The sequence below is a fragment of the Vicinamibacterales bacterium genome, assembly GCA_041659285.1.
GTDB lineage: Bacteria > Acidobacteriota > Vicinamibacteria > Vicinamibacterales > UBA2999 > 12-FULL-67-14b.
In genome coordinates, this window is the sequence record JBAZYO010000003.1 from 259,977 (window position 1) to 283,003 (window position 23,027).

18 protein-coding genes are annotated in these 23,027 nt (G+C 65.3%); 12 read left to right on the forward strand and 6 right to left on the reverse strand.

Features of this window, described 5'->3' with window-relative positions; translation table 11 throughout:
- Positions 1-1,068 carry a tRNA (adenosine(37)-N6)-threonylcarbamoyltransferase complex transferase subunit TsaD gene (tsaD, locus tag WC815_06095; protein ID MFA5908326.1) on the forward strand — a complete coding sequence of 356 codons (1,068 nt, stop codon included), beginning with the start codon at positions 1-3 and terminating at the stop codon, positions 1,066-1,068.
- Between the two features lie 36 nt (positions 1,069-1,104).
- Here tsaD and WC815_06100 read toward each other — a convergent pair whose 3' ends face one another.
- Positions 1,105-1,527 carry a secondary thiamine-phosphate synthase enzyme YjbQ gene (locus tag WC815_06100; GenBank protein ID MFA5908327.1) on the reverse strand — a complete coding sequence of 141 codons (423 nt, stop codon included), beginning with the start codon at positions 1,525-1,527 and terminating at the stop codon, positions 1,105-1,107.
- Between WC815_06100 and WC815_06105 the strand changes: the two genes are divergently transcribed.
- The 11 genes from WC815_06105 to WC815_06155 all read left to right on the forward strand — a co-directional run bounded on the left by WC815_06105 (position 1,528) and on the right by WC815_06155 (position 14,848).
- Positions 1,528-1,962, forward strand: a complete 435-nt coding sequence (locus WC815_06105) for an NUDIX hydrolase (protein ID MFA5908328.1) — start codon at positions 1,528-1,530, stop codon at positions 1,960-1,962.
- Positions 1,959-2,531, forward strand: a complete 573-nt coding sequence (locus tag WC815_06110) for an HDIG domain-containing metalloprotein (GenBank protein ID MFA5908329.1) — start codon at positions 1,959-1,961, stop codon at positions 2,529-2,531. The genes WC815_06105 and WC815_06110 overlap by 4 nt, the downstream gene beginning before the upstream one ends.
- A gap of 59 nt (positions 2,532-2,590) precedes the next feature.
- Positions 2,591-3,532, forward strand: coding sequence for an ABC transporter ATP-binding protein (locus tag WC815_06115; protein ID MFA5908330.1), 942 nt, complete (start codon positions 2,591-2,593; stop codon positions 3,530-3,532).
- 3 nt (positions 3,533-3,535) lie between these two features.
- Positions 3,536-4,375, forward strand: a complete 840-nt coding sequence (locus tag WC815_06120) for a hypothetical protein (protein ID MFA5908331.1) — start codon at positions 3,536-3,538, stop codon at positions 4,373-4,375.
- Complete coding sequence (locus WC815_06125) at positions 4,375-5,343, forward strand: ABC transporter ATP-binding protein (GenBank protein ID MFA5908332.1); 969 nt, start codon at positions 4,375-4,377, stop codon at positions 5,341-5,343. Before WC815_06120 ends, WC815_06125 begins: the two co-directional genes overlap by 1 nt.
- A 32-nt stretch (positions 5,344-5,375) precedes the next feature.
- On the forward strand, positions 5,376-6,206 hold the full coding sequence (locus WC815_06130) for an ABC transporter permease (protein ID MFA5908333.1): 831 nt from the start codon (positions 5,376-5,378) through the stop codon (positions 6,204-6,206).
- A gap of 138 nt (positions 6,207-6,344) precedes the next feature.
- Positions 6,345-10,184 (forward strand): hypothetical protein, encoded by a 3,840-nt coding sequence (locus WC815_06135; GenBank protein ID MFA5908334.1) that lies wholly within the window; start codon positions 6,345-6,347, stop codon positions 10,182-10,184.
- Positions 10,185-10,328: 144 nt separating this feature from the next.
- On the forward strand, positions 10,329-11,285 hold the full coding sequence (locus WC815_06140; protein MFA5908335.1) for a hypothetical protein: 957 nt from the start codon (positions 10,329-10,331) through the stop codon (positions 11,283-11,285).
- Positions 11,286-11,305: 20 nt separating this feature from the next.
- Positions 11,306-13,234, forward strand: coding sequence for a VWA domain-containing protein (locus WC815_06145; protein MFA5908336.1), 1,929 nt, complete (start codon positions 11,306-11,308; stop codon positions 13,232-13,234).
- Positions 13,235-13,357: 123 nt separating this feature from the next.
- Positions 13,358-14,368, forward strand: a complete 1,011-nt coding sequence (locus tag WC815_06150; protein ID MFA5908337.1) for a DUF3352 domain-containing protein — start codon at positions 13,358-13,360, stop codon at positions 14,366-14,368.
- 75 nt (positions 14,369-14,443) lie between these two features.
- The gene (locus WC815_06155; GenBank protein MFA5908338.1) at positions 14,444-14,848 is read left to right on the forward strand and encodes a gamma-glutamylcyclotransferase family protein; all 405 of its coding nucleotides are present in this window, start codon (positions 14,444-14,446) and stop codon (positions 14,846-14,848) included.
- 22 nt (positions 14,849-14,870) lie between these two features.
- Here WC815_06155 and WC815_06160 read toward each other — a convergent pair whose 3' ends face one another.
- The 5 genes from WC815_06160 to WC815_06180 all read right to left on the reverse strand — a co-directional run bounded on the left by WC815_06160 (position 14,871) and on the right by WC815_06180 (position 22,770).
- On the reverse strand, positions 14,871-15,137 hold the full coding sequence (locus WC815_06160) for a PilZ domain-containing protein (GenBank protein MFA5908339.1): 267 nt from the start codon (positions 15,135-15,137) through the stop codon (positions 14,871-14,873).
- Complete coding sequence (locus WC815_06165) at positions 15,137-15,517, reverse strand: hypothetical protein (GenBank protein ID MFA5908340.1); 381 nt, start codon at positions 15,515-15,517, stop codon at positions 15,137-15,139. The genes WC815_06160 and WC815_06165 overlap by 1 nt, the downstream gene beginning before the upstream one ends.
- A gap of 246 nt (positions 15,518-15,763) precedes the next feature.
- Positions 15,764-18,751: a TonB-dependent receptor gene (locus WC815_06170; protein MFA5908341.1), complete on the reverse strand. Its 2,988-nt coding sequence runs from the start codon at positions 18,749-18,751 to the stop codon at positions 15,764-15,766.
- 219 nt (positions 18,752-18,970) lie between these two features.
- Positions 18,971-19,726 carry a tetratricopeptide repeat protein gene (locus WC815_06175; protein ID MFA5908342.1) on the reverse strand — a complete coding sequence of 252 codons (756 nt, stop codon included), beginning with the start codon at positions 19,724-19,726 and terminating at the stop codon, positions 18,971-18,973.
- Positions 19,727-19,827: 101 nt separating this feature from the next.
- Positions 19,828-22,770, reverse strand: a complete 2,943-nt coding sequence (locus WC815_06180; protein MFA5908343.1) for a TonB-dependent receptor — start codon at positions 22,768-22,770, stop codon at positions 19,828-19,830.
- Between the last annotated feature and the right edge of the window lie 257 nt (positions 22,771-23,027).

Below are 23,027 nucleotides of genomic sequence, written 5' to 3' on the forward strand. Positions count from 1 at the left end.
GTGCCATTGCTGGTTCTTGGGATTGAGACTTCGTGCGACGAGACCGCGGCCGCCCTCGTCGCCACCACCGATGATGCCGCCCGGCCGTGGCTCATGCGGTCGAACGTGGTCGCCTCGCAGGTCGAGATTCATCGCGAGTGGGGTGGCGTGGTGCCCGAGCTGGCCTCGCGCCAGCACGTGCGCGACATCTGTGGCGTGGTCGAGCGTGCGCTCGCCGACGGCGGCGCCGCCTGGCCGGACGTGGATGCCCTGGCGGTCACGCAAGGCCCCGGGCTGGTCGGTTCGCTCCTGGTCGGCGTGTCGTTCGCGAAGTCCGCGGCCTGGGCGTTGCAGAAGCCCCTGGTGGCCGTGCATCACCTCGCCGGCCACATCGAGTCGATCTGGCTCGAGCACGGGACCATTCCGCTGCCCGCCATCATCCTGGTGGTGTCGGGCGGGCACACCAGCCTGTATCTCGTGAAACAGGTGGGCGACTACCAACTCCTCGGCCGCACGCGAGACGATGCGGCGGGGGAGGCGTATGACAAGGTGGCGAAGCTGCTGGGGCTCGGCTATCCGGGTGGGCCGATCCTCGATCGCCTGGCCCAGGACGGCAACGACGTGGCCATCCGCTGGCCCGGGACGCGCCTGACCAATCCGGATCGCAACGCCCCCGAGCGCGACGGCCGTTTCGACTTCAGCTTCAGCGGCCTGAAGACGGCGGTGCTGCGCCACGTGCGGCAACGCCAGGCGGTACTCGGCACCGAGCAGTTGCCTCAGAACGAAATCGTCGATCTGGCGGCGAGCTTTCAGCGGCGGGTCGTGGACACGCTGATCGAGCGGGCGTTTGCCGCCGCGCAGTGGCACGGCGCCCGCGCCATTGGCATCGCCGGCGGCGTCTCGGCGAACTCGCGCCTGCGGCGCGAGGCGCTGGCCAAGGCCGGGCGTAGCGAGATCCCGGTCTACATCCCCAGCCTGGCGCTCTCGACCGACAACGCGGCGATGATTGCGGCCGCCGGTATCCGTTTGCTTGATGCCGGGCGTATCGCCCCAGCCGACTTGAACGCGTCGGCCAGCCTCACGCTGTAATCACCAGATCGCCAAATCACCAGATCACGAAATCCGCTAATCACCGATCACTTTGATCAGCACTCGCTTCGCTCTCTTTCCATCGAACTCCCCGTAGAAAATCTGCTCCCACGGCCCGAAGTCGAGCGCGCCGTTGGTGATGGCGACCACCACTTCGCGGCCCATGAGCTGGCGCTTCATGTGGGCGTCGGCGTTGTCTTCGCCGGTGCGGTTGTGGGCGTAGCGGGCCGGCGAGGCATCAAACGGCGCCAGTAATTCAAGCCACTTCGCGTAGTCCTGGTGCAGGCCGCGCTCATCGTCGTTGATGAACACCGAGGCGGTGATGTGCATGGCGTTGACCAGCACGAGGCCCTCGCGGACGCCGCTCTTGCGGACGGCCGCGTCGACCTTGGGCGTGATGTTTTCGAACCCGACCCGCGCGGGAATGTTGAACGTCAGATATTCTGTGTGCGACTTCATATGGCCAGAGAATACCCCGCTCAACCGGTGGTCGGCGTCGGCGCCGTCGTCGTGCGCGACGGCCGGGCGCTGATCGTCAAGCGCGCCCACGAGCCGCGCCAAGGGGAGTGGTCGCTGCCGGGCGGCCACCTCCACCTCGGTGAAGCCCTGGCCGACGGCATGCGCCGCGAGGTCAAGGAAGAGACCGGCCTCGACGTGCACCCGGGGCCCATCATCGAAACCTTCGATCGCGTGCATCGTGATACCGACGGCCGCATCCGGTATCACTTCGTGATCGTGGACTTCGTGTGCGAGTCGCCGCATGGCGAGGCGGTGGCCGGCTCCGACGCGGAAGCGGTGGCCTGGGTCACTGCCGGCGAGCTCGACGCCTACGGCGTCAACGCCCACGCCGCGGCCGTGATTCGAAAGGGCTTGGAGTATCCTTTTCCGTCATGACCCTTTCACGCGACGCCGCCTGGCAATTGCTGACCGAATGGACCCAGAGTGAAAGCCTGCGGAAGCACGCGCTGGCGGTCGAGGCCGCTGTTCGCGGCTACGCCCGGCAGCAGGGCGCCAACGAAGAGGAATGGGCCGTGGTGGCCCTCCTCCACGACTTTGACTACGAGAAGTACCCGACCCTGGGCGACCATCCGAACAAGGGGTGCGAGCACCTGCGCTCGCTGGGCTATCCCGAATGGGTCATGCGGGCCATCTTGTCGCACGCGTCCGAGATCACCGGCGTGCAGCCGGAGTCGCCGGTGGAGAAGACGCTGGTCGCCTGCGACGAACTGGCCGGCTTTGTGACCGCCGCGTCGCTGGTGCGGCCGTCGAAGAGCGTGCTGGACCTGGAGGCCGCCTCGGTCATCAAGCGGATGAAAGACAAGGCCTTCGCCCGGCAGGTGCCGCGTGACCATTTGATCCGCGGCGCCGAGCTGATGGGCCTGCCGCTTGACCAGCACGTGACCAACGTGATCGGGTTCCTGCGCCTCCAGGCCGATGCCCTCGGCTTACGGGGAACGCTGTAACCGTTACCCCCGTATACTCAACGCAGATGACCCAATCGGGTGAAGGTCAGGCCCATCCCTTGGACGCCACACGTTTTGCCGGACCCGTGGTCCAGTGCCAGAACCTCAGCGTCCGTTTCGGCAAGAACTGGGCGCTCAACGACGTCACGGCGGTGTTTCCGGCCGGCGCCGTGGGCCTGCTGGGTCCCAATGGCGCCGGCAAGAGCACCCTGCTCAAGTCGCTGCTCGGCTTCATCAAGCCTGACAAGGGCAGCATGAAGGTGATCGACATGGATGTCGCCACCTCGCCGCTCGAGATTCGCGAGCGCATCGGCTACATGCCCGAGAGCGACTCGCACATCCCCGGCATGAACGCGGTTTCGTTTGTCGCCTACTGCGGCCAGTTATCGGGCCTGCCCGCCACCGACGCCATGCAGCGCGCCCACGAGGTCCTGTATTACGTCGGCCTCGGCGAGGCGCGCTACCGCAACATCGAGACCTACTCGACCGGCATGAAGCAGCGCATCAAGCTCGCCCAGGCCATCGTCCACGACCCCGACCTGCTGTTCCTGGACGAGCCCACCAACGGCATGGATCCCAAGGGCCGAGACGAGATGCTCGAGCTGATCCACGACCTGGCGCACAACAAGAACGTCAACCTGATCCTGTCATCGCACCTGCTGCCCGACGTCGAGTTCACCTGCGACCACGTCGTGGTGATGGACAAGGGCACCGTCGCGACCTTCGGGCCGATCGATGCGCTCAAGGGGACGACGGGGCGGGTGTACGAGTTGCGCATCAAGGGCGACGAGGCGCATTTCATCAGCGCGCTGCGCGGCGAAGGCTACGACGTGCACGACTCGGACGAAGACGTGATGCGCGTGTTCGTGCCCGGCGCCAGCGGCGATAATCCCAAGGTGCTGTTCGAGCTGGCGGCGCGCGAGCGCGTGCAGGTCCGCCACGTGCGCCCGAGCGTGCCGACGCTCGAAGACGTGTTCGCCCGCGCGGTGGGAGAGAAGTAGCCGATGCCGATTCATGATCAGGGCTATCGCCGCTACGGGGGGACCCGCACCGCCGTCGGCCACGCCTGGCAGGTGATGACCCGCGCCGGCGTGTTGTCGATCATCTCCAACCGGAAGTTCCTGGGCCTGATGCTGTTCGCCTGGGCGCCGTTCGTCGTGCGCGCGGTGCAAATTTACGTGGCCTCCAACTTCCAGCAGGCCTCGTTCCTGGCGCCGAAGGGCGAGACCTTCCGCGAGTTCCTCGACCAGCAAGGCGCCTTCGTCTTCTTCGTGACCATCTACGTCGGCGCCGGCCTCATCGCCAACGACCGGCGAGCCAACGCGCTTCAGCTGTACTTGTCGAAGCCGATGACCAGTGCCGAGTACATCGCCGGCAAGCTCGCCATCCTGTTCCTGTTCCTGGTGTCGGTCACGTTCCTGCCCGCCATGATGCTGCTGCTCACGCAAGCCATCTTCGCCGGCAGCCTCACCTTCGTCAGCAACAACCTCTATCTGCTGCCGGCCATCACCTTGTTCTCGCTCGCGCAGGTGCTGCTTGCTTCCACCACCATGCTGGCGCTGTCGTCGCTGTCCAAGAGCAGCCGGTTCGTGGCGGTGATGTACGCCGGCCTGTTCTTCTTCACCACCGCACTGTTCAACGCGCTGCGCGGCATCACCGGCAAGACTACTTTCGCGTGGCTGTCGCCGACGGCCGCCCTCGAACAGCTGGGCGACGTGATCTTCCGCCTGCCGCCGCGGTATCAACTGCCGCCGAGCATTGCCGGCGTCACCGTGCTGGTGCTGATCGCGGCGTCGTTCTACATCCTGCACCGCCGCGTGCGTGGCGTGGAGATCGTGACGTGATGCCCCCGGGAGGGCAATTCTCGTCGGGAGGGCAACACCCGGCGGGCATGGTGCTCGTCCAGGCCGATCACGTGTCGAAGTGGTACGGGCAGGTGAGTGGCCTCAACGACGTCACCGTGTCCATTCCGCCGGGCATCACGGGACTGCTGGGGCCGAATGGCGCCGGCAAGTCCACGTTCATGAAGTTGATGACCGGGCAGCTCAAGCCGAGCCAGGGCGCCATCCACGTGTTGGGCGAGCCGATTTGGGGCAACCCGGGCGTCTACGCGCGCATCGGCTTCTGTCCCGAGCAGGACGCCTTCTACGACCGCATGACCGGGTTCGAGTGGATCCACGCCCTCGTGCGGCTCAATGGCTACAGCGACGCCGAGGCGGAAGCCGCCACCAAGGCCGCGCTCGACAAGGTCGACCTGCTCGACGCGGCCGGCAAGAAGATTGGCGCCTACAGCAAGGGCATGCGCCAGCGCGTCAAGTTGGCGCAGGCGCTGGTCCACAATCCCGAGCTGCTGATCCTGGACGAGCCCCTGACCGGCATGGACCCGCTGATGCGGCGCAAGACCATCCGCCTGATCAAGGACTGGGCCCGCGCCGGCAAGCACATCATCGTCTCGAGCCACATCCTGCACGAGATCGAGTCGATGACCTCGAACATCCTGCTGATCAACAACGGCCGCATCCTGGCCGAAGGCAACGTGCACCAGATTCGCGACCTGATCGACACTCATCCGCACACGGTGTTCGTGCGCGGCGAAGACCCGCGCGCGCTGGCGCGCCGCTTCATGGCCGAAGACGACGTGCTCAGCCTGAAGTTCGAGCCGGGCGCGGTGATCGTGGAAACCTCGAAGCCCGACAACTTCTACGCACGGCTCACCGATCTGGCCGCCTCCGGCGAGGCCGGCCGCATCGACGAGGTGCAGTCGCCCGACGACAACCTGCAGGCGGTCTTCAAATACCTGGTGAAGTCATGAACGCAGATTCCCCAGGGCCACAGATGACGCAGATGACGCAGAAAAGCAGAAGCCTGGGCTACTGGAATGCGTCACGCCGGGTGTTCGACTTGTCGCTCGGCGAGATGCTGTGGTCGCGCCGCACCATCTTCATGGCGCTGGTGGTCGGTGGCCCCGTGCTGCTGGCGGTGATCGTCAAGGTGGTGGAGATGTTCGGCATGTCGGCGCTGCGCGTGAACGGCCAGCGCGTCGCCGGCTTCGGCGTCTTCGGCGTGATGATCTGGATGCTGTTCCTCCGCTTCATCGTCCCGGTGCTGGGCGTCTTCTACGGCACGGCGCTGATGGCCGACGAAGTGGAAGACAAGACCATCACCTACTTGTTCACGCGGCCCATTCCGCGCGGGGCGGTGCTGGTCGGCAAGTACCTCGCCTACCTCGCCTGCACGCTGCTGGTGGTGCTGCCGTCGGTGATGGTCGTCTACTTCCTGCTGGTACCGTTTTCGGCGCTGCCGGAAACCTTCGGCTCGCTCGCGATCGACATGGCGCTGCTCGGGCTGGGACTGGCGGTCTACGGGGCGGTCTTTGCCTTCGTGGGCGCCTTCTTCAAGCGCCCCCTGGTCATCGGCCTGCTGTTCGCCTTCGGCTGGGAACAGGTGGTCATGGCCCTGCCGGGCTACCTGAAGCAGTTCACCATTGCCTACTACCTGCAGGCCCTGGTCCCCCACGCCATGCCGTCCGACGGGGTGACCAGCATTCTCCAGGGAATGTTCCGCGAGAACCCGCCCATGGCGGTCTGCCTGGCGTGGCTTTTCTCGTACTTGGTTGGTTTTCTCTATCTGGCGACCCGGGTGGTCGAGCGGAAGGAATATATTCTGGAGCAATAGGGCGTCGGGGCGCTGGACGGTGAATTCGCGGATTTTTGCCACGCCGGGCGGAATATCACGCACGCTGAGTTTATCTGCCGGGCGACCTCTCAAGGCTTTGCGCCTATGGTCCGGCACGCGTGATGCACGGAACATGACATGCCGCGCTCGCCTGACGGTCGACTGCTGCTGGCCACCCTCCTGATCGTGCTCACTCTTGCGGGGCCCGCAGCCCCGCAGACCCGCGGCGGATCCACGCAGTCTCCCGCGCGGGTCTTTGATGTCACGGCGGCGCGCGGTGTGACGTCTGGCAAGCCCGTGGGACCAACCGAGGTGTTCGCACCGGCGGGGGATCCTGTCTACGTGTGGTTCCGGCACGAGAACGTTCCCGCGGGCGCGACGATCACCGCGCGTTGGTACTACCTTGGCGTCGCTCCACCGTTCCCCATCGGCGAAGGCACGATCACGACTCAGCCGACCCATGACTGGGGACAATTCAGTTTGGAACTGGCGCAAGGTAAAGTCTGGCCGCCGGGATCGTACCGCGTTGACCTGCTCATAGCGGGTACGTTGGCGGCCGAAGCCCGATTCACCGTCGAGCCGCCGCCGGCCGCGTCTCGCCCGGCCGTCACACCTCCGGTGGCTTCCACGCCACCGGACAAGCCTACCGCCGCCACGCCTGCGCCGCCTCCTGCGCCAGCAGGCAAACCGGCGCTACCCGCGGGTACGGCCGCCCAATCCCCAGGGGGGACGCAGGCACCCTCAACAACGGTGCCGCAGGCGCAGTTGCCATCCGGCGCGGTTGGCGTGCCGACGGCGAAGTTCACCGACGATAGCGTGTGCGATCAGTCGCGGTGGCCGACCAAGGACGTGCCGTGGCAGAGTCAGCCGGGTTCGCCGACGCCGGCCGCGAAGGCTGACACCGCAGCGGCGTCGGTCGCGCCACCGCTCGATTTTGGCACGGTGACATCCGTCCAGTACGGCGGCGCGGTTTCCGCGGCAATGGAAAGCATGCGGCTCGTCTACGGTCCGTTGTCGCCAGAGGACACGGCGCGGTTCGAGAAGAAATGGGCGCCGCTGCTCGACTTTCCGACGATCGAGATCGTCACCTACCTGAACCGGCTCAATCCCCTGCTCGGCCAGTTCCTGGTCGCGCGGTCGGGGTATGCGGCGGCCGCCAACGGTCTGTTCGTGGCACTGCACGACGGCGGGCTCGCGATGGCCAACGGCAGCGAGGAAGGGGCGAACGACGCGTGGCTGCAGGCGCGAGCCTATCGCGAGTTGATGGCGTCGTACGAGGCCAGGCTCAAAGAGCTCGTCGCCGCCATCGAGGCCCTGGGCAACCCGCCGAGCCCATACGATCTGAAGTGCCGTGCAGGCAAGCGGGCCAAGGAGGCGCTGTCGATTTTCGAAGCGCAGGGGAGCGCCACGTTCCACCTGTATGTCGAAGACGAGGCAATGTCGATGGCTCTGGCGCCACAGATCTGCGGCTTTGTCGGCACGCGCCCACTGGTGGGCGCAACGGTTGTTCTGGAGGGGCCCACCTCTGCGCGAGGCGTTGCCGACAGCACCGGAACGCTGACCTTGTCAGCGCTTATGCCAGGTTTGTACCGCGTCCGCATCCATGATCCTGACGGTCGCGATCTCGACACGGTCGCCCGTGAGTTTCGGGCCGCCCATCGCCAGGGAACCCGCATGCTGATGGATCAGGTGCTCTTTTGCGGTGACTCATTGTCGGCCGCCGGCACGCCGGCGGCGACTGGGCTCGACGCGTTCACGCTCGATGCGAAGACGACGAATGTGGAATGGCGGATCTCGTACGGCTCGAATCTCTTTGGGATCGATACCTGGGCAGGGCGCGGCAATTTCATCGCGGGCCTTCAAGGCCGTATCGACAAAATTGACGCGCAGTTGAAATCGGGAAAGGACGAGAATGGCGCTGAGATCTCTCCCGCGATGCGAGAACGCCTTCGGTTGCAGCGGCAGGCTATCAGCATCGAACTTGGTTACGAAAGGGGCCTCATCGGCCGCAATGTGCCCTCCCGAAACACAGCTACACGCGGTCCTGGGCCTTCCATTTCGAAGCCCACACCGCCGGCCGCTCCGATCGTCAACGAAGACGCCGCGCGGCAGCAGTACATCCAGGCGATCACGCGGCGCGTCTCTGAGTACGACAAGCAGCTCGCCACTGAGACGGATTCCAAGCGGCGCTCCGACCTCGAGTATCTCAAGCTGATTGCGGTCTCCGAGATTCAGCTCGAGCAGGCCCGCCTCCAGCCGGCATCGGACGGCCAGCCCGCGTTCATCCGCACCGCGCTCGGCGATTACGTCCGGGGGATGGAATACCAGAAGAGCGTCGAGGAGGCGGCCCGCAGCCGCGCGATGGGGCGCATCTGGACCGCGATCGACAAACAGATTGCCATCCTGCCAGACAATCTCGGGGAAAACTGGCGGATGTCGGTCAACGAGCAGGCGAATCGAAGAGGGACGAGCGTCGACGACATGGCGAAGGCCGAACAGGCGCTGTTGTCGGTGAGTAACTCGGTGCAGTCGTACTGGAGCCGCGAAGCGGGACGGAATCTCGAGAAGGCGGCGTACTACGACTGGGTGGAGAACACGCCGAAGACGATCTCGAAGGTGGCAATCGGGGTTGCCCTCGTCGGCCTCAGCGCGCCGGCGGCCGTCGCGATGCTCGGAGAGTCGGCGTTGGTCATGAGCTGGGCGCCCAAGGCTGCCGGCTTCGTCTACGGAGGCGTGACCGGGTACCGGGAAGGCGGTCCCGTCGAGGGGGTGAAAGGAGCGCTCACCTGGATGTCAGGCGTCTCCTTCGTCGCCGTCGAGGCGTTCAACGGCTACGAACAGGAGATGGCGCAGTCGGGCGATTGGCGGGCCGCGGCGACCGCGGGGGCGTCTCGCGGTGCCGAGGCGTACGTCGGCGGGAAGCTGATCGAGAAGACGTTTCAGTTCGGCGCCGCGTTGTTCGGACCGGCGGCGCCTTCGGCGGCTCCTCGGCTGAACGTCGCCCGCTATCAGCAGGAGCTGCGGGGCGCGGAGCAGAAGATCGCCTCCTTCAAGCGCGTGTCGGACGAACTGTCCGGCGCGCAGGCCGCCGGCGCGCCTTCCGAGCGGATCCTCGCGCTCAAACAGGTGCAGCAGGAGGCGGCGGCCGACATCAACGCGTCGTACCAAGCGAAGCTGCGGCTCAAGTATGTGGACAAAGAGACGGGACGCGCGTACAGCCAGGTCATGACGACCGTGTACGACGACATGTCCGATCCGCTGCTGAAGGCGCTCGAGCAGAAAGGCTACGACGTTGCGAACATCCGCCTGAAGGCCATCCGGAACGCGTCGAGCGAAGGGTCTGTCGGCATGGATTTCGATCTCATGCTGGAGCAGCAGCCCGGCCTGATCATCAGGAAGAACGGCGAGCGGGTGAGCGCGCTGACCTTCGAGAAAGACGCGCAGGCAGTCCTCAACGACGTGTACTACAAGCGGATGGCCCGCAACCCGGAGATGTCGTTCCTGAACCTGACGACCAGCAGCCACCCCGAAGCCTACGCAGATCTCGCATGGCTCGGGGACAAAGTCACCAAGAAGATCAATTTCGAGGGGATCGATCCGAGCGCGGCTCAGGCCGGCGAGGTCGCGGCGTTCAAGGCGCGGCATGCGATCAACACGACGTCGCTGTCGGAGGTCTCGAAGGTCCAGGAGGCAACCCGCGGCCTGGGTAAAGACGTGAACACGAAAGTCGTGCCCTACATCGACTACAAGCTCAAGGCCGCGGAGGCGGCTGGCGACGCCGCCGGCGCGTCACGCTTGCGGGCGCTCAGGACCCAGTGGACGACGATCGGGGCCGACTACGAGGCGATTGGCACGACGGTGGGCGATGCGGGCAGCATCCTGGCGCGCCTCCGCGATCTCGAGGCGCGCGGGCTCGGGGTGGCCAAGGTCATCAACACGATCAGCAGCCACATGGAGATGCTGTCGAAGTTCTACTGAGGGTGAGCCAACGCGCCTCCCCGCGCAGGCTTCAAGCTGAAGCCGACGGTCCCGGTCGAGCCCTGCTAGAATCCCTCAGACAGGTCGTCTCTCCTTGCCCGGAGGTATTCCTTGCTTGGTCGCGCGGTTCTAGTTGTCACTCTGGTGACCGGCGTGACCGACGCCGGGTTCGCGCAATCGCCGGCCGACCCCGCATTGGAGCCGGTGCTGGCGAAAATGGGCGCGTACATCAGCGCCTACGGCGAAAAGGCCGCCCTCATTGTCGCGGTCGAAAAATACACGCAAACCGTGATGTTCGAGGGCGCGCCGGCCCCCGCTCAGCCGCGCCGCCTGGTCGCGGAATTCGCGATCGTCAAGACCGGCGACGGTTCGGGCTGGGTGGGCTTTCGCGACGTGGTGGAAGTGGACGGCAAGAAGCTGACGGATCGACGCGACCGGTTGGTCTCGTTGTTTACCTCGACCGCGAACACCGACGCCAGCGAGGTCACCCGCATCGCCAACGAGAGCGCGCGGTTCAATGCCGGGCCGGTCAGCCGCAACTTCAACGTGCCGACGACGGCCATGTTCTTCTTCCTGCCGGCGCACCTCCCGCGCTTTGAGTTCACGCGAAAGGGCTCCAGGAAGATCGACGGCGTCGACACGTGGGAGATCGCGTTCAAGGAAACGCGGACGCCCACATTCATCATGACCCGCGCCGGCGCCGACGTGCCGGTGTCGGGCACCCTGTGGGTCAAGCCCGACGACGGCACGGTCGTGCGGACGCGCCTGCGCATGAACAACTTCGCCGACCAGATGACGTCGCCGGTGCAGAGCGCCCCGGCTCAGCGGCCGGAGATGGATCCGTCCAAGCCGCAGGGGCGGCGCTCCGCGGCGGTGCCGACCATGTACTGGCAAAAGATCGAGAGCTCCGCCGACATCGAAGTCACTTACAAGCGGAGCCCAGAGGTCGGTGTGTGGCTGCCTGCCGTGATGGAGGAGCTCTACAATGGCCCTATTACCCTGACGGTGAACCCGTCGGTCGGCCGATCGACGACTCGCGCCACCTACTCGGACTTCAAGCAGTTCGCCACCGCCGGGACGCTCGTGGTCCCCAAGCAATAGATCTCGTCAGGAGAGTCCACGTGCGCTGTACCGCTGCCTTGTTGTGGCTCGGGATCACGATCATCGCGATGCCGCCGCTCGCGGCCGAACCCGATCAGCAGCCGGCTGCCGCATTCCGTGCGGGCATCGATCTGATCACCCTCGAGGCGACGGTGCTCGATCGCGACGGCGTACCGGCGCGAGATCTGGGCCCCGGCGACTTCTCGGTCACGGTCGGCGGACGGTCGCGCAAGGTCGTGTTCGCGGACTTCCATGGCGATCGAATGGAACCGGTGACCGACGCGGTCGCCGCCGAGCGCGCGCGGCGCGCCGGCGCGACCGGAGGTGACGGCCGCATCGTGGTCTTCGTGATCGATCGCGACTCGCTGGCGCCCGGGAACGAGGCCGCGCTGCTGCAAACCGCATCGACCGTGCTTGACAGCCTTGGTCCCGCCGACGCCGTGGGCCTGCTCGGCATTCCCGTGGGCGCCGTGGACCTGACCCGCGATCACGACCGCGTGCGCGCGGCGCTGCCATTAATGACCGGCACGCGCCCGCGACAGGACATGTATCGCGACCGCAACGTCACTTGGGAGGAGGCGGTCGCCTACGAGCGGCGCGACCCGCGGGTCATTGCCGAGGTCATCGAGCGCGAGTGCTATCGCATCCCGGTCGACCCCGGGGGACTGCAGAACCGCTGCCCGGACGACCTGGTCGGCCAGGCCCGCGAACTGCTGCAAGCCGGCCGCGCGCAGGTCCAGAGCACAACGTCGGCGCTGGAACGCCTGGCCGCGCAGCTGGCGCCGCTGCGTGGATCGAAACACGTCATCCTGATCTCTGGCGGCCTGCCGTTTGGCCAGGATCTCGTCGTGCACTTCGAGCGGTTCGCGAAGAGGGCCGCCGAGGCGCAACTGGTGCTCCACGCCCTGCATCTGGACCAGCCCGATTCCGACGTCACCAATCGGCGGACCATCGCGTCCGCCTTCGGCGGGCGCGACATGACCGCGGGCCTCGGCGCCCTGACCGGCATGACCGGCGGCGCGCTCTTCATGGGCGTGGGCCGCGCCACCGGGGTATTTGCCCGCATCACGACCGAGATCAACAACTTCTACGTGTTGGGCGTCGAGAGCGAGTCGGACGATGCGTCAGGGGCGCCCCGTGAGGTGAAGGTGGCCGTGGGCCGGCCGGGTGTGACGGTGCGATCGCGTCGTGACGTCGTGTCCCGTGCCGGCCTGCCCGTCCTAACGGCCGCGGATCCGCTGGCGACGCTGCTGGCGCAACCGACGGACATTGGTGAGCTGGCACTCAGCGCGACCGCCTATTCGACGCGCGGCACCGAAGCCAGCACGCTGCGGGTGCTCATCTCGTCTGAACTCGGGGCCGAACGCGCGCACCTGCCGGCCGGCTGGGGATTTGTCGTGCTCAACGAAGGCAACGTCATTGCCACCGGCCGCGAGCGAATCGATGCCGGAACGCCGGGTCCGCCGGCCGTGACGATTTCGGCCAAGCTCCTGCCCGGCCGCTACCGGCTCCGCGTGGCCGCGAAAGACGCAGACGGCCGCGTGGGAGTCGCCGATGTGCCCTTGGTCGTCGGGCTGCGCGCCGCGGGCGACCTGCAGATGAGCGACTTGATTGTCGGGGTCGCCGATGGCGGAAAGCTGCAGCCGCGCTCCCGGATTACGCAGGGGACGCCGTTGTCGGCTCTAATCGAATTGATGTCGGTGGACCCAACTCGTTTGGAGACGGCACGCGCCGTCATGGAGGTGATCCCGGCCGGTTCGGCCGAACCGGTGCGGAGGATTCTGATGGCGGCCCGGACCGGAAGCTCCGATGCGATCCTGCTGAACGGAGCGGAGATCAACACGGCCGACCTCCCTCTGGGGCGTTATACGGCCAGCGTGGTGGCAATGTTGGACAGCCAGCCGGTGGGACGGGTCAGCCGGGCCTTCGAGGTCGTCCCGGCCCCCTGATCCCCCGGCCCCCCCGGAGCCACGGGGGGAGTGCGGGCGGCCCGGGGGAGTCCGTCACCGGAAATGGCCAGCCGAATGGAACTTAGGCCCCGGCAGTCCGTATACTCAGGCAGGGAGACCCGCATGTCGAACAAGACGCGTTACTTCGTGGCGGTTTCGGGAGCGATTCTGGTGATTGGCCTGGGGACGGGCATCGTGGCGTCCTACATGGGCCTGCCGGTTTCGGTGTTCTCGAGCGCCGCCGGTCCTGACGAACTCCAGTACGTGCCGGCCGATGCGGCGGTCGTGGCTTACGCCAACGTGCGGGACGTCATGAACTCGCAGCTCCGCCAGCGGTTCCGCGAGTTGGAACCCACCCAGGAACATCGGAACGAGTTCGAGGAGAAGACCGGCCTCAACTTCGAAGAAGACATCGACAGCGTGGTCGCGGCGGTCATGCCCAAGGGCAACCTCGCCAACAAGCCGCAGGAAGCCTTCCTCATCCTCGCCCGCGGCCGCTTCCAGGCGGCCCGCCTCGAGGCCCTCGCGCTCGAGCACGGCGCCACGGTGGGCGACTACCAGGGCAAGCGCCTCATCACCCATCACGACAACGACGTCAACGACCCCGCGGCCGACGACATGGCCGTGGGCTTCGTCGAAGCCGACCTCATCGCCTTCGGCAGCGTGAACACCGTGCACGCCGCGATCGACGCCCACCGCGACAACCGCAACGTGGTGTCGAACAACGAAATGATGCGCCTCGTGAACGAGCTCGATAACGCCAACGCATGGGCCGTCGGCCGCTTCGACGCCATCGCCGGCCAGGCGGGCTTGCCGACCGAAATCGCGTCGCAGATGCCCGCCATCTCCTGGTTCTCGGCGGCCGGCCACATCAACGGCGGCCTGAGCGGCGTGTTCAAGGCCGAAACCAAGGACGAGGCCTCGGCGCAGAACCTGCGCGACGTGCTCAAGGGATTGCTGGCGCTGGCCAAGATGCAGGCGGGCAACAAGCCCGGCATGCAGCAGATGGCCGACTCGCTGGTGCTCTCGGGCGACGGCAAGACGGTGGCCCTGTCGTTCTCGGTGCCCACCGAAGTGCTCGACGTCCTCGAAGGGCTCGCCAAGGGCCGCAAGTCCGTCGGCGCCATCCAGTAGCGTGCCAGAAGGGCGGCACTTCAGTGCCGCCCTTCGCGTGTACGGCGCCCGCGGCCGGGTGTAAAATACCCGGACGTGCCTGACCACGTCTTCTTCTACGGAACCCTGATGTCGCCGTTCAACCGGCCAGGCCGCCAGCGCATCACCCCAAAGCTCACCTATACCGGCCGCGCCACCATCAAGGCTGCGCTCTTCGACCTGGGCATCTACCCCGCGGCCGTGCCGGCGGAAGACGCGAGCGTGGTCTGGGGCGAGGTCTACGAGACGCAAGACACCCCATCGGTGCTGGCCGCGCTCGACGAGATCGAGGGCTACCGGCCCAACGAGCCGGAGCGCAGCTTGTATACGCGCATTCTCACCGACGTCACGCTCGACGATGGGCGCGCGGAGAAGGCGTGGGCGTATTTCTACAACGCGCCGCTCGGTCAGGCGCGGCGCATCGAATCAGGCGATTACCTGGAACACCTCAATGGAAAGTAGAAGGTGAAAAGTATTTTTCACTCTACTTGGCGAGTTCGTCCACGAAGCTGGCAATCGCGGCGGCGACGCGATCCGACAGCTCGATGAACTCGACGCCCGTGCGGTAGGTGATGATGTCTTGATCGACGTCGCTGATGCGCGAATGCGCGACGCGGCCTTTCACGACGACCGAGCGGCTGCCCAGCGTCAGGCGGAACTCATGGAGGGAATCCAGCTGTAGCGGAAACGCGGTCTCCACCTGCATGCCGCCGTGGCTCATCTGGCGCACGGCGGTCGGCTGGTACACCATTACCTCGCCGTGTAACGCCCCCAGGAGTTCGACGCGCTCGGAATCTCTCTTGTCGTCCGACTCCATTGGCTCGGAATTATAGCGTAGGCCTCGCCGTTGACGTAGGTGAGGATGGGCAGCCGGCGCGTGGCCGGATCGAGCTGCAGCATCTGCAGCACCTGGCAGGCCTCCTCGTCGTCCGGCGCGAAGCACAGCACCACGAGATCGGGACGCCGCTCGCGGATGGCGATGTACGGCGTGGCGTTCTTGTCGAGAAAGTCCACGCGGAAGCGGTTGGTGCCGAGCATCGGCTCGATGCCGACGAGCGCCTCCGGACCCGCCCCGACAATCAGGGCTTGCCGCATTACGCTGCTTTCCACCTGCGCCTGCACGGGCCTCATGGCTGCCTCCCTGGCCGTCGGACATGTGCCGACGACCCTCGCTCCGTTGACCTACAAGAACCGCGCCACTCAGAATTGGCGTGATTCCTACACAAATAGACGTGTGCTGCGGTCAGAAAGTGACACAGGACGTCACTGGTAGCGCCAATTAATGGCAGGGATGTCTGAGGAAGGTCTGACTGGAGAAGGCTTGAGGCCTGGGACTTGAGGCTTGGGTAAGTCCCAAGCCCCAAGCCCCAAGTCACATTAGAACTTCAGGCGTGCGCCGACGAAGGCGCGGCGCGGGTTCACCCACAGGATGGGCGCGCCGTATGCCTTGCCGCCCGAGCCCGCAACCAGGTCCTGGTTGCGAACCGCGCCCTGCGCGTTCAGCACGTTGAAGACGTCCACGAACAGCTCAGCGGACGCTTCGCCGATGATCTTGCGGTTGTACTGCGCCCGCAGGTCGACCTGGCCCCACGAGGGGTTGGTCAGCGAGCCCACCGAGTCCGGCGCCAGCCAGCGGGTGGTGTAGCCGGCGAACTCGAAGGCGTTCGCCGTGGTCACGCGGAGCGGGAGGTTGCGGCCCGAGGCCAGGAACGTGCGGCTGGCCACCGTGCCCGAGTTCCACGTGAACGTGCCGCCGAGCTGGAGGCCGAATGGGAACGTGTAGGAGCCGGCGCCCTTCACCATGTTGCGGATCAAGCCGGGCTGCGTCGCGTACTGGTTCGGCGCGCGCGGGTCGAGGAAGTCCACGTCACCCTGGAAGTCGGCGTTCGAGTCGGAGTTGGTATTGCCCTCCGCGTCGTTCCAGTTGTACGAGGTCAGCATCTGCCAGTTGTTCGCGAACCGCTTGCGGAACACGAACTCGAGGCCCTGGAAGTTGCGCTCGCCGCCGGCCAGCGTGCCGATGACGAAGTTTGAGCCCGGGTTCTGGGTGTAGCCGAAGTAGTCATAGCCCAGGAACAGCGAGTCCGGGTGGTTGACCGGGCCGGGGTAGCCGTTCGGATCCGCGTAGAGCTCGAGGTCGTAGTCCTCGAGAATGTCGCGGCTCTTGCGGTTGAAGTAGAGCGCGTCGAAGCTCATGTTGTGGCCGAGGTCCACCGCGTACCCGAACTGCATGTCGTCGGTGTAGGGCGTCTGCGTGGTCGGCGAGAAGAACGCGTCCTGCACCGCCGGACCGCCGCGGGTCCGGTAGGTGACGAACTTGTTGAGCGCCGACACGAAGACCTGTTCTTCGAGGATCGAGCCGGTGAGCGTGCCCGCGAAGTTGGTCATGTTGTTGCGGACGGGGTCGTAGTAGCGGCCCCAGAACGCCGAGGCCTTGTGCTTGCCGTCACCGAAGATGTCGTACGCCGCGCTCAGGCGGGGGGCGAATTCCCAGGGGAAGGTGTAAATGTTGTCGCCGGTGGTGGCGAAGTGCTCCCACCGCTCGGTGCGCAGCCCGAGGTTCAGCGTCAGGCGGTTGAAGGTCATTTCGTCCTGCACGAAGAAGCTCAGGCCCTTCGAGTAGGTTTCCTGCGGGCCGGTCGCGGCCTGGAAGTCGCGGTCGTAGTTGACGCCGCCCGCCGAGTTGGCGGTGTTGAACACCATGCCGGTGCCGGCTTCAGCCTGCGAGATCACGCCGTCGCGGTTGGCGTCGTAGGCGGCGTAGAAGGCCGCACGGTCGCTGCTGGCGTCGATGGTGCGGATCAGGCCGTTGAAGTCACTGGTGTTGGTGACATCGAACTGCAGGCCCGTCCAGCTGCCGCCCGCGACCTGCGCAGCGGTGATCCCGGCGCCGCGGTACTTGTCGGCCAGGGTCGTGAAGCCCTGCTGACCCACGTACAGCGTGTCGCGGAAGTTGTCGGACCGGCTCCACTCGCCGCCGCCCTTGAACGTGTGGTTCTTCCACACGTGCTGGAGCGAGCCGCGGATGGCCTGGTTATCGCGCTCGTCGATCAGGTCGCGGCCGAAGCCGCCCACCTGCTCGTCGGTCAGCACGCGCGCATCGGTTCGCTGGAACAGCACGTCGTTGCGCGACGAGCGGATGGCCGACAGGTCGGTCACCTCGCCGTTGTGCTTGTTGGCGCCGAGCTCGAGCAGCGTGCCGCCCCAGACGCGGGTGTAGGTGGCGCCGTAGCGCGCGCCGCCCTGTTCACGGGCACGGTCGCGGGCGTTGGTGATGTCGCGCTGGCGACGGCCGTTGATCTTCGTCGGGTCGCTCATGTAGCTGGCGCTGAACAGGTCCGACGTGGTCGCCGCCCAGCTGCCCTTGGCGAAGCCCTGGTGCTGGGTGTTGTCCACCGAGCGCATGAACGTGTTGGTGTCCAGCGTCGACACGTCGTCCTTGCGGTTGGTGTAGCGGTAGCTGCCGAAGAACCACGCCTTGTCCTTGAACGCCGGGCCGCCGAACGTGAAGGCGCTGTCCTTGGTCGAGAACTCCTCGGCCGCGCCGTTCTTGTTTTCCGCGACCAGGTTGCTGTTCTGGAAGAAGTAGTTGGCCGAGCCGTGGAAGGTGTTGCTGCCCGACTTGGTGATCACGTTGGAGATCAGCCCGGGCGCGCCGACGAATTCCGCCGGGATGGCGCCGGTGATGACGTGCTGCTCCTGGATGATCTCGGTGTTCAGGTTGGCGCCGAAGGTGCCACTGACCGGATCGGTGACGTTGATGCCGTCGAAGTAGTAGACGTTGTCGGCCGAGATGCCGACGTTGCCGCCGATGTCGCTGTAGTTGAGGCCCGACCGCGCCGCGGGGTTGCCGCCAGAGGCCTGGTCGTCAGGCAGCACGCCCGGCACCAGCTGCAGGTAGCTCTGGTAGCTGCGGCCGGTCGGCAGCGACTCGGTCAGCTCCAGCGTGATGTCCTGGCCGGTGGTGGCGCTGCGGACGTCCACCAGGGGCGTCGCCGCCGTCACCTGCACCGCTTCGGTGAGGCCGGCAATCGACATGGTGACGGTGAGCGAGGCGGTCTGGCCCGAACGGACCAGGATCTTCTCGCGGGTCAGGTCCTTGAAGCCCTGGAGGACCACCGTGACCGTGTACTGCGCCGATGGCGCCAGCGCTTCGAGCTTGGCCACGCCCTGGCCGTCGGTGACGACCGTGCGCTTGGTGATGGTGTCAGCCGCGGCAGCGGTGACGGTGACGCCCGGTAACCGGCCGCCGTCAGCATCCGCCACCACGATCTCGATGGTGCCGGTATTGGTGACCTGGGCGGAGGCGACGCCGGTAAAGACGAGCCAGAGGGCCATGAAAATGGCGCTCGTGCGGATACGCATAAGAGACTTTCTCCTTTGAAGAAACGACAAACAACAGAGTCGAACAGTTGTTCAGTAAAGGAAAAGCCGTGCCACCCGCCACGGGACGAATAGCGCGCTGATCGCTACGAAATACGGGAGGGACTACTTTCGAGCAGGGACGAAAACGCCAATATTTGGTGAGAGTCGCTCAAAGTATTGGATCGACTGGTACCAGTGCTGGGACCAATGACATCTCAATCATGGACGAGCGTTCTTCTTGTCCTTGATCGCCTGCTCGAGTTGCGGGTTCACCTTGAAGCCGGCCTTCTTGGCGGCCCTCAAAGCCTCTTCGGCCTCCACGAGACGTCCCGTTTCGAGATACACCACAGCGAGGTTACTGTGTGCTTCGCCAGACCGGCGGTCGGCCTCGATTGCGGCCTTGTATTCGCGTTCGGCGTCGGCGATCTTGCCCGAGCGAAAGTACGCGCTGCCGAGAGACAACGACACCCACGCCGGCACGGCCGCTTCGATGGTGACACTATTGCCCCGAGCGATTATGTCTTGGAGTTGGCGCCTTTGTTCCTGCAGCTGCCGGAGTTGGTCTTGCGCCTGAGTGGTCTGCGGACCGGACTGCACTTGCCGGACCATTTCGTCGAGCTCAACGATGCGATTACTGCGATAGCGTTGAGCCTCTTGCTGGTTCGAGAACTGGCGGCCAACCTGCGCCCGATACAGATCGCGGCATCGCGACAGGGCCGAGATGGCTGAGACATACTGCTTGAGCGCGATGTGCGCGCGACCCAAGCCGTAGAAGGGCATCTCAAACTCGGGGTCGATCGCGACCGCCTCCTGGAAGTGCTTGACGGCCTGCTCGAATGACTCGCTGCGCATCTGTTCCCAGCCGAGGCGGTTCTGCGCGCGCGACCTCTCGCGATCCCCGGGCGACACGGACTGGGCCGACAACGTCGGGGCGAGGCTCAGGAACGCAAGGGCGAGGGCGATTAGGCTGCGCATGGGCGACTCCAAGAGAAAACCCCGCGAGCCCTTGTGGGCCCGCGGGGCTGACGATAGCCGAACTCCGCCCGGCTCGTCGAGGAGCCGGGCGGTGAGAGCGTTTAGAACAGGAACTTCACGCCCACGCGTGCCTGAATGGGCAACTGGAAGCCATTGTCCATCAGGAAGCGCGGATCCTTTGCCACACCTTGCGAGGTGATCAAGGAGGCCAGCGTCTGACGGCCGCCGTAGAACGCGTCCTCATCAGGAATCACGCCACCGCTGTACTGATAGGTCGAATACTTCCCGACCGCCGTGTCCTGGTTGAGCAAGTTCAGCACATTGAGGCTCAATTGCACTTCGCGTCCACCGACCTTGAACCCGTGCTGTACGAGCAAGTCGGTTTGCGAGTAAATCGGCGTGCGGCCGTCGCTCCCTCGTCCCAGGTACTGCACGGGCAGTGTGTTAGGAGGGTAAATGCCGATTTCGCGCGTCACCGGCAAGCCACTGGCCACGTACTGGTTCAGCCCGACGCTCGTGCCGAAGCCGAACTGGTAAATGAACTGTGTCTTGAACTGATGCGGGCGATCGGTGGGCAGCGGACCCAGGACGGCCTTGCCGCCATCAGCGAACATCATCAACGGATAGTCATAGAGTCGACCTACGTTGGGGCTGGTGCGGCCGTTCTCGTCAGACTGCGAGAGGCCAGAGTAGTTGCCATACAACCGGCTCCAGAGGTAGCTCGTCCGAAGGTACCAGTGGTCGGCCATCCGCTTGTCGAACGCCACTTCGACGCTGTCGTAGTCGCGAACCGGCTTCGGGAGCGCAACGCCTGGATGAGCCAGCGCCGCCAGGCCCTCGCCCGGATTGGCGATGATGTAGATCTCGTTGGACTGGGCGTCGAGGGAGCCGGTGTCCTCAATGCCGCGGTCCACCTGCTTGTGAACGTAGCGGACGCCGAGGGCCATGACGTCGTTAAACTGGTGATCGAGGCCGAAGGTCGCTTCCTGTTGTTTCATCGGCTTCAGGTCCGGGTCGATCGCGTCGGAGCCGAACGACGGGTGACGGAAGTCCACCGGGCCACGGAGCAGTCGTCCTGGGCAAGCGGGCGGGCAGTTGGCGCTCGCCGTCAGGTTCGTATAGTCGAAAGTGTCGAGCGTGTAGTAGTACTCGAGCCACTTGTCGCCGCCGAACGAGCCGCGAGGCAGCTCGAGCTTGAAGATGTCATAGAAGACACCCCACGAACCGGAGACCTTCCACTTGCCGTCGCCCTTGACGTCATAGGCGAAGCCAGCGCGCGGCGCCAACTTCGTGGCGAAGCCGAACTCGACGCCGAATTCTGGAATATCAGCGCCGGTCGTGTAAGTGGGCACCTTCTCCTGTTCGGTGCGCACGCCGAGGTTCACGGTCAGCTTGTTGTTGATGGTCCACGCGTCCTGGATGAAGAGCCCCAGCACGTTCATGTGGATGTCGCCCTCGGTGATGAACCCCTGTTTCGGGTTCACGCCGTTGCTACGCACCTGATAGTAGCCGTAGGTGCCACGCGTTGTCGGGTCGTTCGACACCAGCTGTGTACCCCAGCGGAGCCGCACGAGGTTGTTCGCTTCGCCGCTCAGCACGTTGTTGCCAAGGCGGTCGTACTGAACACCGAACTTCACTTGGTGGGCACCACCCAGGTTGCCGTACACGGTGCCGTCAGCCTGGAAGTACAGGCGCGTCTGCTGATCGCGCGTAATCTTGGTGTTGGACGGGATGTTCTGGTAGCCGGTCGATTGCCGCAGGCTGGCCGGTACCTCTGGGAACGCGAGGTTGTTGCCGGTGGAGAAGATGATGCGTGCAATCTCCGGGACGTTCTCGTCAGACACATCAGAGAAGCGATAACCGCCCTTGATGCCGAAGAATACCTTGGGCGACACGACCCAGTCCAAGTTTCCCGACACGGAGTAGTTCGGGAAGGTGGTGCTCTTGGAATAGTTGGTGCCGGCCGCATCGGTGCCCGCCAACAACGGGAGAAGCCCGTCTTCCTTCCGCCAGCTGTTGTTGTAGGCCACGCGCCCGCGCATGTTATCGCTCAGCTGCGTCGTGAGGTTGCCGGTGACGTTGTGCGTGGTGATCTTCTGGTCCTCGTTGAACGCGCTCGCCGACGGGTTGACTGCCGTCGACGTGCTCACGATTCGGTCGGTGCTGGTGATGGCCGGCTGGTAGGCGCCGAAGAACCAGGCCCGGTTCTTCGCCACTGGACCGCCCACGGCGAACCCCGGCTCGATTCGAGTCTCATCGTCCTTCGGATAGCTGACATACTCCGCCGCGGTTGCGGGAGTAGTGAGGCTGGATCGCAGTGTCGGACGCCGTGCTCCCGCCAGGGAACTGCCCTGGAACTGGAAGCCAGCCGTGCCGGTGAAGTTGTTCGTTCCGCTCTTCGTGATCACGTTGATGACGCCGCCCGTCGCGCCGCCAAACTCTGCGGTGTATCCACTGGACTTTACCTGCACTTCTTCCACGAAGTCGGCGATCAGGTTCGTCCCCGAAGTGCCGTCCTGAATGTCAGTGGTCTCGATGCCGTCGATGATGTAGCGGTTCTCACCGGCGCTGGCGCCGTCGATCGAGAGACCGCCGAGCTTCGACTCGTTGTTGGCGCCGGGCGCCTGGGTGACCAGCGTCGTGAAGTCGCGGCCCTGAGGCAGCAACTCGAGCTGCTCGGCGCGGATGTTGGTCTGGCGCGCGCTCTGGCGCACGTCCACCAACGGGGTTTCCGCGGTGACGGTGACCGACTCGGCGACGCCGGCGAGCGGCAGCGCGAAGTCAACCTTCTTGATCTGGCCCAGGCCCACGCGGACCTCGAACACTTCCTTGGCCACGAAGCCCTGGAGGTTCGCGCTCACGCGGTAGTTGCCGGGAGCGAGGGACGGGAAGCGGTAGACGCCAACTGAGTCGGTCACCGTCGAAGTGACGCGACCATTGTTATCAGCTTCGACGGTGGCACCCGGCAGCACGGCGCCGGAAGCGTCTTTGACGACGCCTTCGATCGAGCCACGCTGTTCCTGCGCCCATGCGGGAGCAGCCAACGCACCGATCAGTAACAGTATTGCGAAAGGTCTTGCGAACATTACCTTTCCTCCTTTGGAAAGCAACAACAACGAGGGAAAAACCAACCCGGGCCGGCAGGGTCACCGCCGCTCCGATTCCCGGAATTCGGGAACAATGGAATGGTAGTCCAGTCAAGGGGCCAAATGTGGGACGAATCGACGAATTCGTGTGATTAAGTGCAGGGTTTCAGGGGTCGGACACACTCGGAATTCGCTGTTTTTGCGCGTAATTGCTG

Coding starts and splice junctions, on each gene's coding strand:
- WC815_06175 (MFA5908342.1), bottom strand. CDS start 19,726: ATGCGCAGCCTAATCGCCCTCGCCCTTGCGTTCCTGAGCCTCGCCCCG.
- WC815_06125 (MFA5908332.1), top strand. CDS start 4,375: ATGCCCCCGGGAGGGCAATTCTCGTCGGGAGGGCAACACCCGGCGGGC.
- WC815_06150 (MFA5908337.1), top strand. CDS start 13,358: ATGTCGAACAAGACGCGTTACTTCGTGGCGGTTTCGGGAGCGATTCTG.
- WC815_06100 (MFA5908327.1), bottom strand. CDS start 1,527: ATGAAGTCGCACACAGAATATCTGACGTTCAACATTCCCGCGCGGGTC.
- WC815_06165 (MFA5908340.1), bottom strand. CDS start 15,517: ATGAGGCCCGTGCAGGCGCAGGTGGAAAGCAGCGTAATGCGGCAAGCC.
- WC815_06170 (MFA5908341.1), bottom strand. CDS start 18,751: ATGCGTATCCGCACGAGCGCCATTTTCATGGCCCTCTGGCTCGTCTTT.
- WC815_06160 (MFA5908339.1), bottom strand. CDS start 15,137: ATGGTGTACCAGCCGACCGCCGTGCGCCAGATGAGCCACGGCGGCATG.
- WC815_06130 (MFA5908333.1), top strand. CDS start 5,376: ATGACGCAGAAAAGCAGAAGCCTGGGCTACTGGAATGCGTCACGCCGG.
- WC815_06110 (MFA5908329.1), top strand. CDS start 1,959: ATGACCCTTTCACGCGACGCCGCCTGGCAATTGCTGACCGAATGGACC.
- WC815_06105 (MFA5908328.1), top strand. CDS start 1,528: ATGGCCAGAGAATACCCCGCTCAACCGGTGGTCGGCGTCGGCGCCGTC.
- WC815_06135 (MFA5908334.1), top strand. CDS start 6,345: ATGCCGCGCTCGCCTGACGGTCGACTGCTGCTGGCCACCCTCCTGATC.
- WC815_06120 (MFA5908331.1), top strand. CDS start 3,536: ATGCCGATTCATGATCAGGGCTATCGCCGCTACGGGGGGACCCGCACC.